Origin of the sequence: Streptococcus sp. CL5.50, from assembly GCF_049738015.1 — a bacterium.
In the GTDB taxonomy this organism is placed as follows: Bacteria; Bacillota; Bacilli; order Lactobacillales; family Streptococcaceae; genus Streptococcus; species Streptococcus mitis_CA.
The window spans coordinates 26,377-41,342 of sequence record NZ_JBKOTR010000004.1; the positions used below are offsets into that span (position 1 = coordinate 26,377).

Here is a 14,966-nt window from a genome sequence, read left to right on the forward strand (position 1 = left end):
AAGTGGCAATCCATTGATTAGCCACTTCATTTAGCACAGTTTATAAAACTTATCGTCTCGTCCTTGAAGAAGAAGGTCGTGTAGCATTTGAGTTACTGCTATCGCTAGAGCTACTACTTGAACTGTTATTCGAACTAGTACTTGAGCTAGAAGGTGTTGGCAATGTGCTAACGATACTTGACCAAGCATTTTGGTAATCTGCTTCACTTCCTCCAATAGCAAAGTGATAGCTTGTTGTAGGAGCTCCCGCCTTATTAGCCCAATAGCTCGTTACAGTAGAACCTGAAAGATCAACTGTTTTTCCATTAACGGATACTTTGCCCGGCTTCTGCCCTGTAGATCTGAGGACCTGAGATTGGGTCACACTAGAATCAAGATTAAAGTGTTCATTGCCCCAAACACCAGGTTCAGCCTGTTGAATAGCATTGACTAAGTAAGCCATATATTTGGCGTTTCGATAATGCCCAGCCCCCTTAGCCATTGGGCGGTTGTCATCATGCCCTAGCCAACCACCTAGAGTCAATCTTGGTGTCGAAAGCATGAGCCACATATTTTCATCTTCATTGGTTGTCCCAGTCTTACCAATCCAGTCTGCACGAGCTAAGTTTGAATTGATAGAAGCCAAATCCGTTTGGAAACTTGAAGTGATCCGAGATGAAATCACCTCACGAAGCAAACTCTGCATAATCGTTGCTGTTGCCTTCGAATACACTTGAACTGGTTTGTCTTGGAATTCATAGATTACTCTACCGTCAGGTGATTCAATCTTAGAAATCACATGTTTCTGATGGTAGACACCGTTATTAGCAATTGTTTGATAACCATTGGTATGCTGGGCAACTGTGACTTCAATCCCACCACCCATAGGCAAACTTTCGATACCGTACTCTGGAATCTCGTAACCCATTTTCTCCATGTACCCCTTGACATCCACGCCCTTCTCACGAAGCATGCGATAGGTCCAATAGGCTGGGATATTCCACGAATAGTTCAAGGCTTCACCCAGGGTCATCATGCCTGTACCTGGACTATTTACATACATGATAGGATTGCCATTAGAGAATTTTGTCGGATAATTGGACAAGATACTAGCGCTTCCCATCAAACCTTGGTCAATGGCAATACCGTAGGCCAACAAAGGCTTGGTTGTAGAGGCTGGCGAGCGCTTAGTGTCAAAGGCGTGATTGTTTTGGTTAGTCTGGTAATTACGACCACCAACAAAGCCTAGAACAGCCCCCGTTTTATTGTCCATCAAAACATTCCCTACTTCAGGCTGGCCAGTCGAATCATCTACCAAACGACCGTAGTTAGCAACTGCATTTTGCATGGCAGTATGGATTTTTTTATTGATTGTTGTCGTGATTTTATAGCCACCGTTACTTAGTTCCTGCTCAGCTCGCTCATGATAGGCCTTTTGAACTGCTTCCTTTTTCAACTCCTGACTAGAGACATTGTCCTGTTGAACTAAATAATCATACATACGGTCTGTCGCTTCAGCCATAGCCGTAAAGTAAAGGTAATCCCTCGAAACAGCATTGATAGTTCCTGATGGCAAAAAATCTTGTTTGAGATTATAATCCTTGTACTGGTCGTATTCTTCCTGAGTCAGAGCACCCGTACGGTACATGTTGTAGAGAACATCCTTGGCCCGCTTCAAACCAAGTTTTAAGTCTTCATCACTCTTTAACTCTCCAGTATTTTCATAAGGGGAATAAGTAATCGGACTCTGTGGCAAACCTGCTAAGAAAGCGGCTTGAGGAATACTTAACTTGTTGGCATCGATACCGAAAATCCCTTCAGCAGCTTGCTGGGCACCTGCAATATTCTGCCCTTTATGATTTCGACCAAAGGGAGCAACATTGAGATAAGTCGTCAAAATTTCATCCTTGCTCATGCTGCGTTCCAAGGCAAGGGCATCGACAATTTCTGTAGCCTTACGAGCCAAAGTCGGAGCATCTCCGACCACTTGTTGCTTGATTAACTGTTGGGTCAAGGTCGAGCCACCGCTAGATGAGCCCAAGCCTGCAAAGGTTCCCAAAGTCGCCCGAATCACAGCTTTTGGTACAACCCCTTTATGTTCAAGAAAATGTTCATCCTCAGTTGCAACGATAGCCTTTTTGAGATTGTCCGATATTTCCTCAGATGAGACAGAAGTTCTCAGTAGGTCACTCTCAATAGATGCAATGACACTCCCATCTGCGTAAACAATTTCTGAGATGGAAGAAATATTTTTAACCTGCTTGACCAAGTCCTCCGCTTGGGGAACCTTGGCCTTGTCAAACAAAGCAACTCCATAACCAAGAGCTACACCAGCACCAAAAAGTCCACCGATAAAGCCTAGAATAAAGAGAGTATTCAAAATTCCCTTAATAGCAACTAAAATGCTACCTAGGATAGCCAGAACTTTCCCACCTGTCCCATCCGACTTCTTCTCTTCTGAGACTTTCTCTGATTTTCTATGATTTATTTTTGATTTTACTAGCTGGAAAAATTCCAGCATTTTTCGTTTTAATTCATTTAATTGATTTTGCATGGATTTCCTCACTTTATCTATTATACCATAAAAGGTAAACTTTCAATAAAATAGCCACTTTCTTCCCTATTCTGCTAGGCTATTGCCCAAGTTTGTGATACAATAGGTAGAAACAATAATTTTAAAAAGGAGAAAAGACACATGCACATTTTTGATGAGCTAAAAGAGCGTGGTTTGATTTTTCAAACGACTGATGAAGAAGCTTTACGTAAAGCCCTAGAAGAAGGTCAAGTTTCTTATTATACTGGCTACGATCCAACTGCTGACAGCCTTCACCTAGGCCATCTTGTCGCAATCTTGACAAGTCGTCGCTTGCAACTAGCAGGTCACAAACCTTATGCGCTCGTTGGCGGTGCTACAGGTCTCATCGGAGATCCGTCCTTCAAAGATGCTGAACGTAGTCTCCAAACAAAAGACACAGTAGATGGCTGGGTCAAGTCTATCCAAGGACAACTTTCTCGTTTTCTTGACTTTGAAAATGGTGAAAATAAAGCTGTCATGGTCAACAACTACGACTGGTTTGGCAGCATCAGCTTCATTGATTTCCTCCGTGATATCGGAAAATACTTTACTGTCAACTACATGATGAGCAAGGAGTCTGTGAAAAAACGGATTGAAACAGGAATTTCATACACTGAGTTTGCCTACCAAATCATGCAAGGTTACGATTTCTTCGTTCTTAACCAAGACCACAACGTAACGCTTCAAATCGGTGGTTCTGACCAGTGGGGAAATATGACAGCTGGTACTGAATTGCTTCGTCGTAAGGCTGACAAGACAGGCCACGTTATCACTGTTCCACTGATCACAGATGCAACTGGTAAGAAATTTGGTAAATCAGAAGGAAACGCAGTCTGGCTCAATCCTGAAAAGACTTCTCCATACGAAATGTACCAATTTTGGATGAACGTTATGGACGCTGACGCTGTTCGCTTCTTGAAGATCTTTACTTTCTTGTCACTTGATGAGATTGAAGACATCCGTAAACAATTTGAAGCAGCTCCACACGAACGCTTGGCTCAAAAAGTCTTGGCTCGTGAAGTCGTTACACTCGTTCACGGCGAAGAAGCCTACAAAGAAGCCCTCAACATCACTGAGCAACTCTTTGCAGGAAACATCAAGAATCTTTCTGTTAAAGAGCTCAAACAAGGACTTAGTGGTGTACCAAACTACCAAGTACAAGCAGACGAAAACCACAATATTGTGGAACTACTCGTCTCATCTGGTGTAGTTAACTCAAAACGCCAAGCCCGTGAAGATGTCCAAAACGGAGCTATCTACGTAAACGGTGACCGCATCCAAGACCTTGACTATGTCTTAAGTGACGCAGATAAGCTTGAGAACGAACTGACTGTTATCCGTCGCGGTAAGAAAAAATACTTTGTATTGACTTACTAAACTGTTCAACATTTACCTATAAAAAAGGAGTTAACCTCGAGAAAGGTAACTCCTTTTTGCTGTTAATAGTCCCCACCTATCCCTTAATAGACAGGCTACGCAGTACAATACGTAAGGTTGTTAGATTATGTAAGATAGAGAGATTTGAAGGACTGAGCCAATTAAACAAGCCAAAGCCAATCAAACTACTATTTACGACAACGGTATCTTGAATATTCTTCTTGATGAGTGTTTGCAAAGATGATGATAGCGAATCCAACTCTTGGAAGAAATCCAAGCGATTATCTAACAATAAGATATCACTCATCTGCTTAGAAATATCTGCACTCTCATTCATCACCACACCGATATCTGATAGGGTTAGAGCCGCTGAGTCATTCAAGCCATCTCCAACCATCAAAATAGTGTGACCTGCTTTCTGCAGTTCCTCTACTAACTCAAATTTTCCATCAGGTTTCAAGTCTGTATAGACCTGATCAAAGGGCAAATCTTTGACTAATTCCTCTGTTCTAACCAAGGTGTCCCCTGTTGCCAGAATCAATTTTTTTCCTTGTGCCTTAAGTTTCTCCAAGGCTGCTTTTGCTTCTTTTCTCAAAGGAGTATGAATGCAGAACATTCCAATCAATTCATTCTGATAAGCCAAGAATAAGAGATTGTAGTGACTCTTGTACTCTTCAATTAAAGCATTTTGTTCTGAACTGATATGAATCTGTTCATCCTGCATCAAGACATAATTCCCAATAAGAACTGGTTGCCCATCTATATGAGATTTAATCCCCTTGCTTGCGATATATTGGAGTTTCCCATGCATTTCCTCATGTTCAATTCCCTCTATCTCAGCTTGCTTGACGATAGCATTAGCAATAGGATGATAAATGTGTTCCTCAAGACAGGCACTGATTCTGAGAATATCTTCCTCACTATAGTCCCCAAAAGGTAACACCTTTTCAACTATAGGATAACTAGTTGTGATTGTTCCCGTCTTATCAAACAAGAAAGTATCAACTTCCAGATATTTCTCCAGAACATCCCCATCCTTAATCACCATTTCACGATTCAACCCCTCCTTGATAGCTGTCAAATAAGCTACAGGAGTAGAGATTTTCAAAGCGCAGGAGAAATCGACCAATAGGAAAGAAATAGCCTTCGAAAAAGAACCTGTCAATAGGTAAGTCAGCCCAGCCCCCAAGAAATTATATTTGACGACCTTGTCCGCCATCTTGATGAAATAGCGTTGTTTCGTTTTCTTGTTTTCTTCAGATTTCTTCATCAACTCAATCAGCTGTAAAATCCGGCTGTTCATCTGATTATCGGTTACACGAATGCGCAACTCTCCAGTTTCTAATACTGTATTTGCACAAACCAAATCAGACTCTCTTTTTTCAACTGGAAAACTCTCTCCCGTCAAGGAACTTTCGTTGACCATACCTAAACCTGAAACTACTTGTCCATCAAACAGAATTTCATTTCCTTGAGATAGGACCAAGACATCTCCTATTTGAACATCGGAACTCTTGATACTAACAACCGTATCGCCCTGTACTAAGAATACATCGCTCTCTTTTGCAAGAAGGCTTTGTTCTAAATCTGTTGCAGTTTTTTTCAAGGACCACTGATCTAAATGATTCCCCAAATCAAGCATAAACATGATATTGCTAGCTGTCTTGGATTGGTTCATAAACAAGGACAATAAAATCGCCGAACAGTCCAAGACCTCCATCGTTAGTTCCTTACGCGCTAGTGTTTGATAGGCTTCTCTAATATAGCCAAAAGCCTGATAACAAGTCCATATATAGCGAATAGGATACGGCACAAAACTACGAAAAAGTATACGCTTAATCGCTGCACCTGAAACAATAGAATAAGCACTCTCTTCTCTACGAATGGGAAGAGTCATCAACTCAGAAACTTTCCCTTTATCAATTCTTTTTAAAAAGGCTTCTGCATTATCTAATACAGAAAAGCCTTCTTTTATACGTAGAGTAAAGTGCTGTTGATCCATGTAAAACTGGATAGACTCAATCCCCTTTTCATCTCTCGCCAAGGAACGAAGATAGTCTTGAATATCCAAGGTGAGTGAAAAAGAAGATGATAGTCGGATATGTTGGTATCCTCTATGTAGCACTTTAAAAGACATATTATTCTCCTATAAGGCTATCTAATTGCTCTTCTTTTTTCTCTTGCTCGTACAAATATTTGGCATCTTGCAAGACATCGTCTCCATGTTGTTTCACAACAGAAACAGATGCATCTAGCCCGTCTTTCAACTTGTAAGCCTTAGCCAAAGCTTTAGAATAACCTTTTTTAGCTTCCTTACTTGCTAAGATTTTCAAGCCAAGGGTACCAAATGCGACACCACCCAAAAAGAGTGATGATTTTTTCGCAACTTTTGCAACGGTTAATACTTCTTTTAACATACTTATTTCCTCCTTATCATTATTATATAGAAATTTCGATATAAAAGCAATTTTATTCTATAAATTGGAGAATTAGTTTTATTTCTACTGAATCTCCCATCTACTTATTCCTAAAGTTGCTTTCATTTGCCTCTTTTGATACACTTAAACTATGAATACAAATCTCAAACCCAAACTTCAACGTTTTGCTTCTGCTACTGCCTTTGCCTGTCCCATCTGTCAAGAAAAGCTACCTCTAGTAGCTAGCAGTCTCAAGTGTAGCAATCACCATTCTTTTGATCTGTCAAAATTCGGCTATGTCAATCTGGCACCTCAAATCAAGCAATCTGCCAACTACGACAAGGAAAACTTCCAAAATCGCCAGCAAATCCTAGAAGCTGGATTTTATCAAGCTATTCTAGAGGCTGTATCTGATTTACTTTCAAACTCAAAAAATGCCAAAACAATTTTAGATATCGGTTGTGGTGAAGGTTTCTATTCTCGTAAACTCCAAGAAAGCCATCCTGACAAAACCTTCTATGCCTTCGACATTTCCAAAGATTCCGTCCAAATCGCTGCCAAGAGCGAACCCAACTGGGCAGTCAATTGGTTCGTTGGTGACTTGGCACGACTTCCTATAAAAGACGCCAGTATGGATATCCTGCTTGATATCTTCTCACCTGCCAACTATGGAGAATTTCGTCGCGTTTTATCCAAAGACGGTATCTTGATAAAGGTTATTCCAACTAAAAATCACCTCAAGGAAATCCGTCAGAAGGTACAAGACCAGCTGACAAACAAGGACTATTCCAACCAAGATATCAAAAATCATTTCCAAGATCACTTTACCATCCTATCTAGTCAAACTGCCTCACTAACCCAGTCTATCACAGCAAAGCAGCTCCAAGCCCTACTCAGTATGACTCCTCTCCTCTTTCACATCGACCAGAGCAAGATTGACTGGAGCCAACTGACAGAGATTACCATTGAAGCAGAGATTTTGGTTGGGAGAGAACTATAATTGACACAAAAAACCGCATTTCAAGAAGATCTGCGGTTTTAAATTTCAATTTTTAAACTATCTATCCCAAAAGTCTAAAACATTTAAAGCTTTTAGCTTCTCCATTTATTTTCGATTCGAAATAAAAAACTTATCAATAAATAGCAAGTGAAATAAGGCAAGTGTAATTCCCGATAAGCACCCATGATAAGAGATTTCTTGATGGGTAAGGGGGTAAAGATTACTATTACCCGCCAAGAGGCATGTTAAAATAACAAATAAAATCCAAAATAAATCAGTCCATTTATATTTTGAAAAATATTTTTTCCACATAAGAACACCTTCTTTCCTACAATCATATTATAATACTTTGTGTAAGTGAATACAAGAGATATGAGGTAATCAACTACGAAGAAGCATGAGGTTGAAAGACAGTAAAACCAACTTTTTAAACGTTCAATGTGTCTATGATTTCTCTCTTTTTAAGACAAGATTGGCTCAAATCCATAGCATTCAAAAAAGCGAATTTCAATCGAAATTCGCTTTATAGGAAAGTGTATTAGTCTAAATCTTGTATCTTATACTCAATGAAAATCAAAGAGCAAACTAGGAAGCTAGCCGCAGGCTGTACTTGAGTACGGCAAGGCAACGCTGACGTGGTTTGAAGAGATTTTCGAAGAGTATTAATTCAAGTGCCAGATATCTTCGTTATACTGAGCGATTGTACGGTCAGATGAGAAGAATCCTGCTTTAGAAATGTTAACGATAACTTTATCCAACCATGCGTCACGGTCTTCGTAGTCAGCCAACATTTGCTCTTTGACTTTGATGTAGTCTTCCAAGTCAAGAAGAGTCATGAACCAGTCTTTGTTGATCAATTCCTTGTAAAGACGTTCCAAGCGCTCTTTGTTTCCAGCTGCAAGAACTGCATCGCTAACGATGAAGTCAACCAATGGTTTGATAGCTTTACGGGCGTAGAATTCGCTTGATTTGTAAGCTGCTTTTTCGTAAAGGTCGATAACAGTTTCTGAATCTTCACCAAAGATATAGATGTTTTCGTCACCAACTAACTCAGCGATTTCCACGTTAGCTCCGTCCATAGTACCAAGAGTCAAAGCTCCGTTCAACATGAATTTCATGTTACCAGTACCTGAAGCTTCTTTAGAAGCAAGTGAGATTTGTTCTGAGATATCACATGCTGGGATAAGGAAGCTTGCTGCAGTAACGTTGTAGTTTTCAACCATAACTACTTGCAAGTGTGGAGCTACTGCTGGATCGTTAGCAATAACTTCTGACATGCAAAGGATCAAGTGGATGATGTCTTGAGCGATTGTGTAGGCTGGAGCTGCTTTACCACCAAAGAAGATTGTGATTGGGCGAGCAGGGATGTTACCAGCTTTGATGTCAAGGTATTTGTGGATCACGTACAAAGCGTTCATTTGTTGGCGTTTGTACTCGTGAAGACGTTTGATTTGGATGTCAAAGATAGAGTTTGGATTGATTTCCACACCTTGGTGTTCTTTCAAGTGACGAGCTAATTTACGTTTGTTGTGAGCCTTGATGCTTTCCAATTTTTCTTTGACAGCTGCTTTGTCTTCATAAGACAAGAGTTTCTCAAGCTCATCAGCTTCATGGTGCCAACCTTCTCCAAGAATCTCATCCAAGTAGTGAGACAAGCTTGGGTTAGCATGCATGAGCCAACGACGGAAAGTGATACCGTTTGTTTTGTTGTTGAATTTTTCTGGGTAAAGGTCGTAGAAAGCTTTCAACTCAGAGTTCTTCAAGATTTCAGTGTGAAGTGCTGCTACTCCGTTAACGCTGTATCCGTAGTGGATATCCATGTGAGCCATGTGAACACGTCCACTCTCGTCAATAATTTGAACAGCTGGATCTTTGTATTCTGCTTTCACGCGACGGTCCAATTCTTCGATGATTGGTACCAAGTGAGGAACCACTTCTTGCAAGAATTCAAGAGGCCATTTTTCAAGGGCTTCAGCAAGGATTGTGTGGTTAGTGTAGGCAGTCATGTTACGAACGATTGAGATTGCTTCGTCAAGCTCGATACCACGAGCAGTCAAAAGACGGATCAACTCAGGAATAACCATTGATGGGTGAGTATCGTTGATTTGGACAACTGCGTAGTCAGCAAGGTCATGCAAGTTGCTTCCTTTTTCGATTGCTTCGTCGATGATCAATTGCGCACCGTTTGAAACCATGAAGTATTGTTGGAAGATACGGAGCAATTCACCTTGACGGTCACTATCATCTGGGTAAAGGAAGAGAGTCAAGTTGCGAGCGATATCTGTCTTGTCAAAGTTGATACCGTCTTTAATGATTGAAGAATCAACTGAATCCAAGTCAAACAAACGCAAGCGGTTCTTAGTTTCTGTCTTGTAACCAGGTACATCGATATCGTAAAGAGTTGATGTCAATGTGAAGTGAGCAAATGGCACTTGGTAGCTACGGCTTGAGCGAACCAACCAGTTTTGCTCTGTCAACCATGCGTTTGGAATTGTTTCTTGTTGGTTGTTTTTAAGAACTTGTTGGAAAAGACCGTAGTGGTAGTTAAGACCAACACCGTCACCGTTCAAACCAAGAGTAGCAATTGAGTCGATAAAGCAGGCAGCCAAACGTCCCAAACCACCATTACCAAGAGATGGTTCCAGTTCAACTTCTTCAACTTCGATCAAGTCTTTACCTGCAGCTGCAAGTTCTTTTTTGACATCGTCGTAAAGACCAAGGTTGATCAAATTGTTTGACAAGAGCTTACCAATCAAGAACTCAGCTGAGATGTAGTAAACTTTTTTCTTACCAGTGTTAACTGGTTTTTGACTGCTTGCAAGCTTGCTGTAGTTAAGAAGAGCCAGGTAAAGCTCTTCATTGCTACATTCTGCAATGGTTTTATTGTAACGATTTTGTACAAATTCTTGTAGTGATAACATGTTTAAGGTGTCTCCTGATATTGTATTATTTCTTTAATTCTACCAAATTTTCATTGATTCGGCGATAGATTGTTGTCAAGTCAAGCAAGCCTTCCTCGACAGCTGGTGTCAATTGATCTTCAGTCATACGCCAAGACCAGTTTCCACCAAGGGTAGATGGGAAGTTCATACGAGCTGCCTCATCCAATTCTAGCAAATCTTGCATAGTTGCAATTGCCATGAAGCTAACTGATGAAAAGACTGTACGAAGCATAGCATGTGGCACTGTTTCGTATTCTTTACGGTTAGTGTAGCGCGCCATGTATTCACGAGTCGCATCATCGATCTCGTTACGGTACCAACCAAGGACCGTATTGTTATCGTGTGTTCCTGTGTACATAACTGAGTTAGCAGGTGCCAAGTGTGGGCTATCGATACTTTCGTCTTCTGGGTTGAAGGCAAATTGAAGAATCTTCATTCCTGGGAAGCCAGTACGTTCACGCAATTCGATAACTTCGTCTGTCATAAAACCAAGATCTTCTGCGATGATGTTTAGCTCACCAAGCTCTTCCTTAACGGCTGCAAAAAGCTTGTAGCCAGGACCTTTCACCCACTCACCAGGTGCTGCTGTATCGGAACCAGCAGGGATTTCCCAGTAAGATTCGAAACCACGGAAGTGGTCAATACGAACGATGTCGTAGATTTTGAAGCTTTCACGTAAGCGTTCAATCCACCATTTGTAACCATCTTTGTCCATTGCTTCCCAGTCATAGATTGGGTTACCCCAAAGCTGACCAGTTGCAGAAAATTCATCTGGTGGGCATCCTGCGATGCAAGTCGCCTTACCGTTAACATCTGTCTTAAAGAGATGTGGATTTGCCCACATATCGCTTGAATCTTCCGCTACGTAGATTGGCATGTCCCCAACGATTTCGATGTAGTTGTCGTTAGCGTAAGCTTTCAATTTCAACCATTGTTGGAAGAAGAAGTATTGAGTCACACGGTGGTAAACCAACTTGTCTGCCAATTGCTCACGGTAGCTTTCAAGTGCTGAAGCTTTACGAGCACGAGCATCTGCATCTGGCCATTCAGTCCAAGCAAGATTGTCAAAATGCTCTTTGATAGCCATATACTCTGCAAAGAGTTCAAGCCATGATTGGTTGTCTTGAGCGAATTTCTCAAAATCCTTAACATCTCCTACTTCCAAGAAACGTTTTACCGCTTTTTCTAAAAGAGGACGACGTGCATAGTAGATTTTCGCATAATCAACTTCAGACGCATCACTACCAAAGTCAACCCCTTCAAGGTCACTTGCTTGCAACAAGCCTTGTTCCACCAAGATATCTAAATCGATAAAATGAGTGTTCCCTGCGAAGGCTGAGAAAGATTGGTAAGGAGAGTCTCCGTAACTAGTTGTTCCTAGTGGAAGGATTTGCCAGTAACGTTGTTTTGTGCGAACCAAGAAATCAACGAAGTCGTAAGCACTTTTACCAAATGATCCGATTCCGTATGCTCCTGGAAGAGAAGAAATGTGCATCAACACACCACTTTGACGTTTTTTCATAATAAGCACCTCATGTGTTTATAGTTAGATATTACATTTTTATGAACGCAAACGTTTGCGCTATTACTAGTATAGCTTATTTTCTTGATAAATGCAAGCGGTTTTAAATAACTTTTTTGATTATTTTTTTTAAATTTTTTCTTCTTACTTGTATATATATCCTTTCAGGAAACAAACAAAATAGGAATAAGGGTTTCACTTACCTTATTAAGCAAAAATAAAGTGAGAATCCTCTCTGCTTTCCATTTGTAAATTAGGCAATCGTTTTCTCAACTTTTTTTAAATTTAAAACAAAACCAATTTTTGGGATTTTCTACTATTATATGATGATGAAGCGTTTACTTTTTTTACAATTTTTTTAAAAATTTTTACAAAAAACACTTGCAACCGCTTTCTGATTGTGTTATACTAGTCCCATAAAGGAAAACGTTTGCGTTTCCTCATTATAAAATTTGTTATTCTTTAGGAGGAATACACTATGTCATCTAAATTCATGAAGAGCGCTGCTGTGCTTGGAACTGCTACACTTGCTAGCTTGCTTTTGGTAGCTTGCGGAAGCAAAACTGCTGATAAGCCTGCTGATTCTGGTTCATCTGAAGCCAAAGAACTCACTTTCTACGTTGAAGACCAATATAAAGCCTTTGCTGAATCAGCTGCAAAAGCTTACGAAAAAGAAGCTGGCGTAAAAGTTACCATCAAAACAGGAGACCAAATGGGTGGGCTTGACAAACTTTCTCTTGACAACCAATCAGGTCAAGCTGCTGACGTTATGATGGCTCCATACGACCGTGTAGGTAGCCTTGGTACTGACGGACAACTTTCAGAAGTTAAATTGAGCGACGGCGCTAAAACAGATGATAAAACTAAATCTCTTGTAACAGCTGCTGATGGTAAAGTTTACGGTGCTCCTGCTGTTATCGAGTCACTTGTTATGTACTACAACAAAGACTTGGTAAAAGAAGCTCCAAAAACTTTTGCTGACTTAGAAAACCTTGCTAAAGATAGCAAATATGCCTTCGCTGGAGAAGATGGAAAAACTTCTGCTTTCCTAGCTGACTGGACAAACTTCTACTATGCATATGGACTTCTTGCTGGTAACGGTGCTTACGTATTCGGACAAAACGGTAAAGACGCTAAAGATATCGGTCTTGCAAACGACGGTTCTATCGCAGGTATCAACTACGCTAAATCTTGGTATGAAAAATGGCCTAAAGGTATGCAAGATACTGAAGGTGCTGGCAACTTAATCCAAACTCAATTCCAAGAAGGTAAAACAGCTGCTATCATCGACGGACCTTGGAAAGCTCAAGCCTTTAAAGATGCTAAAGTAAACTACGGTGTTGCAACTATCCCAACTCTTCCAAATGGAAAAGAATATGCTGCATTCGGTGGTGGTAAAGCTTGGATCATCCCATCAAGCACTAAGAACCTTGAAGGCGCTCAAAAATTTGTAGACTTCCTTGTTTCAACTGAAGAACAAAAAGCCTTCTACGATACAACTAACGAAATCCCAGCTAACACTGAAGCTCGTACATATGCTGAAGGTAAAAATGATGAGTTGACAACAGCTGTTATCAAACAGTTCAAGAACGCTCAACCAATGCCAAACATTTCTCAAATGTCTGCAGTTTGGGATCCAGCGAAAACTATGCTCTTTGATGCTGTAAGTGGTAAGAAAGATGCGAAAACAGCTGCTAACGACGCTGTAACATTGATCAAAGAAACAATCAAACAAAAATTTGGTGAATAAAAAATTTGTTCAAGGGGGGTGGAAATCAAATCCCCCTTTGAATTTATCAATCAAAAACATATATAGTTTAGGTTTTAATTAGAAACCAGTATCCTATGAAAGGAGTTATTATGGAAAAGCAACAACCTAGTAAAGCAGCTCTGCTGTCTATCATTCCTGGGTTAGGACAGATTTACAATAAACAAAAAGCCAAAGGTTTTATCTTCCTTGGTGTAACCATCGTATTCGTCCTTTACTTCCTAGCACTTGCAGCCCCTGAATTGAGCAATCTCATCACTCTTGGTGACAAACCAGGTCGTGATAATTCCCTCTTTATGCTGATTCGTGGTGCCTTCCATTTAATCTTTGTAGTTGTTTATGTACTCTTTTATTTCGCAAATATCAAAGACGCACATACAACTGCCAAACACATTAACAATGGCATACCAGTAGCACTTACCTTTAAAGAAATGGTCAAAGGAATCTATGAAAATGGCTTCCCTTACCTCTTAATCATTCCATCTTATGTTGCCATGACTTTTGCGATTATCTTCCCGGTTATCGTAACCTTGATGATCGCCTTTACCAACTATGACTTCCAGCACTTGCCACCAAACAAATTGTTGGACTGGGTTGGTTTGACCAACTTTACGAACATCTGGAGTTTGAGTACCTTCCGTTCTGCCTTTGGTGCCGTTCTTTCTTGGACTATCATCTGGGCTTTGGCTGCCTCAACTTTACAGATCGTCATCGGTATCTTCACAGCTATCATTGCTAACCAACCATTTATCAAAGGAAAACGTATCTTTGGTGTTATTTTCCTTCTTCCTTGGGCTGTTCCAGCCTTCATCACTATCTTGACATTCTCAAATATGTTTAACGATAGTGTCGGAGCCATCAACACTCAAGTATTGCCAATCTTAGCTAAATTCCTTCCTTTCCTTGATGGTGCTCTTATTCCTTGGAAAACAGACCCAACTTGGACTAAGATTGCCTTGATTATGATGCAGGGTTGGCTTGGATTCCCATACATCTACGTATTGACCTTGGGTATCTTACAATCTATTCCTAACGATCTTTACGAAGCAGCCTATATTGACGGTGCCAATGCTTGGCAAAAATTCCGCAACATCACTTTCCCAATGATCTTGGCTGTTGCGGCACCTACTTTGATCAGTCAATACACCTTCAACTTTAACAACTTCTCTATCATGTACCTCTTCAATGGTGGAGGACCTGGTAGTGTCGGAGGTGGAGCTGGTTCAACCGATATCTTGATCTCATGGATCTACCGTTTGACAACAGGTACATCTCCTCAATACTCAATGGCGGCAGCTGTTACCTTGATTATCTCTATCATTGTCATCTCAATCTCTATGATCGCATTCAAGAAACTACACGCATTTGATATGGAGGACGTCTAAG

At 40.5% G+C, this 14,966-nt stretch carries 10 protein-coding genes; 4 read left to right on the forward strand and 6 right to left on the reverse strand.

Annotated features, from left to right (window positions below; translation table 11 throughout):
* Positions 1–49: 49 nt before the first annotated feature.
* Positions 50–2,533 (reverse strand): penicillin-binding protein PBP1B, encoded by a 2,484-nt coding sequence (gene pbp1b, locus ACLNCV_RS03400; protein WP_424844864.1) that lies wholly within the window; start codon positions 2,531–2,533, stop codon positions 50–52.
* A gap of 141 nt (positions 2,534–2,674) precedes the next feature.
* Between pbp1b and tyrS the strand changes: the two genes are divergently transcribed.
* The gene (tyrS, locus tag ACLNCV_RS03405; RefSeq protein WP_153209217.1) at positions 2,675–3,931 is read left to right on the forward strand and encodes a tyrosine--tRNA ligase; all 1,257 of its coding nucleotides are present in this window, start codon (positions 2,675–2,677) and stop codon (positions 3,929–3,931) included.
* Positions 3,932–4,007: 76 nt separating this feature from the next.
* Here the strand turns inward: tyrS and ACLNCV_RS03410 are convergent, their stop codons facing one another.
* The gene (locus ACLNCV_RS03410) at positions 4,008–6,068 is read right to left on the reverse strand and encodes a heavy metal translocating P-type ATPase (RefSeq protein ID WP_084887282.1); all 2,061 of its coding nucleotides are present in this window, start codon (positions 6,066–6,068) and stop codon (positions 4,008–4,010) included.
* Between the two features lies 1 nt (position 6,069).
* A complete protein-coding gene (locus ACLNCV_RS03415) occupies positions 6,070–6,348 on the reverse strand; it encodes a DUF6110 family protein (protein ID WP_000910910.1) in 279 nt (92 codons plus the stop codon).
* Positions 6,349–6,499: 151 nt separating this feature from the next.
* Between ACLNCV_RS03415 and ACLNCV_RS03420 the strand changes: the two genes are divergently transcribed.
* Complete coding sequence (locus ACLNCV_RS03420) at positions 6,500–7,348, forward strand: methyltransferase domain-containing protein (RefSeq protein WP_045610942.1); 849 nt, start codon at positions 6,500–6,502, stop codon at positions 7,346–7,348.
* Positions 7,349–7,453: 105 nt separating this feature from the next.
* Here the strand turns inward: ACLNCV_RS03420 and ACLNCV_RS03425 are convergent, their stop codons facing one another.
* The 3 genes from ACLNCV_RS03425 to malQ all read right to left on the reverse strand — a co-directional run bounded on the left by ACLNCV_RS03425 (position 7,454) and on the right by malQ (position 11,812).
* Positions 7,454–7,660, reverse strand: coding sequence for a hypothetical protein (locus tag ACLNCV_RS03425; protein WP_000265676.1), 207 nt, complete (start codon positions 7,658–7,660; stop codon positions 7,454–7,456).
* A 350-nt stretch (positions 7,661–8,010) separates the two neighbouring features.
* Positions 8,011–10,269: a glycogen/starch/alpha-glucan family phosphorylase gene (gene glgP / locus ACLNCV_RS03430; protein ID WP_084926038.1), complete on the reverse strand. Its 2,259-nt coding sequence runs from the start codon at positions 10,267–10,269 to the stop codon at positions 8,011–8,013.
* Between the two features lie 25 nt (positions 10,270–10,294).
* On the reverse strand, positions 10,295–11,812 hold the full coding sequence (malQ, locus tag ACLNCV_RS03435; protein WP_045610937.1) for a 4-alpha-glucanotransferase: 1,518 nt from the start codon (positions 11,810–11,812) through the stop codon (positions 10,295–10,297).
* A gap of 478 nt (positions 11,813–12,290) precedes the next feature.
* Between malQ and ACLNCV_RS03440 the strand changes: the two genes are divergently transcribed.
* Positions 12,291–13,562 carry an extracellular solute-binding protein gene (locus ACLNCV_RS03440; RefSeq protein ID WP_023947615.1) on the forward strand — a complete coding sequence of 424 codons (1,272 nt, stop codon included), beginning with the start codon at positions 12,291–12,293 and terminating at the stop codon, positions 13,560–13,562.
* A 110-nt stretch (positions 13,563–13,672) separates the two neighbouring features.
* Positions 13,673–14,965 carry a sugar ABC transporter permease gene (locus ACLNCV_RS03445; RefSeq protein ID WP_000414956.1) on the forward strand — a complete coding sequence of 431 codons (1,293 nt, stop codon included), beginning with the start codon at positions 13,673–13,675 and terminating at the stop codon, positions 14,963–14,965.
* The last annotated feature ends 1 nt before the right edge of the window (position 14,966 follow it).

What these genes read in the sequence shown, in the direction of transcription:
- ACLNCV_RS03415 (WP_000910910.1), bottom strand. Translation starts at nt 6,348, where the DNA reads ATGTTAAAAGAAGTATTAACCGTTGCAAAAGTTGCGAAAAAATCATCA.
- ACLNCV_RS03445 (WP_000414956.1), top strand. Translation starts at nt 13,673, where the DNA reads ATGGAAAAGCAACAACCTAGTAAAGCAGCTCTGCTGTCTATCATTCCT.
- glgP (WP_084926038.1), bottom strand. Translation starts at nt 10,269, where the DNA reads ATGTTATCACTACAAGAATTTGTACAAAATCGTTACAATAAAACCATT.
- malQ (WP_045610937.1), bottom strand. Translation starts at nt 11,812, where the DNA reads ATGAAAAAACGTCAAAGTGGTGTGTTGATGCACATTTCTTCTCTTCCA.
- ACLNCV_RS03410 (WP_084887282.1), bottom strand. Translation starts at nt 6,068, where the DNA reads ATGTCTTTTAAAGTGCTACATAGAGGATACCAACATATCCGACTATCA.
- ACLNCV_RS03425 (WP_000265676.1), bottom strand. Translation starts at nt 7,660, where the DNA reads ATGTGGAAAAAATATTTTTCAAAATATAAATGGACTGATTTATTTTGG.
- ACLNCV_RS03440 (WP_023947615.1), top strand. Translation starts at nt 12,291, where the DNA reads ATGTCATCTAAATTCATGAAGAGCGCTGCTGTGCTTGGAACTGCTACA.
- ACLNCV_RS03420 (WP_045610942.1), top strand. Translation starts at nt 6,500, where the DNA reads ATGAATACAAATCTCAAACCCAAACTTCAACGTTTTGCTTCTGCTACT.
- pbp1b (WP_424844864.1), bottom strand. Translation starts at nt 2,533, where the DNA reads ATGCAAAATCAATTAAATGAATTAAAACGAAAAATGCTGGAATTTTTC.
- tyrS (WP_153209217.1), top strand. Translation starts at nt 2,675, where the DNA reads ATGCACATTTTTGATGAGCTAAAAGAGCGTGGTTTGATTTTTCAAACG.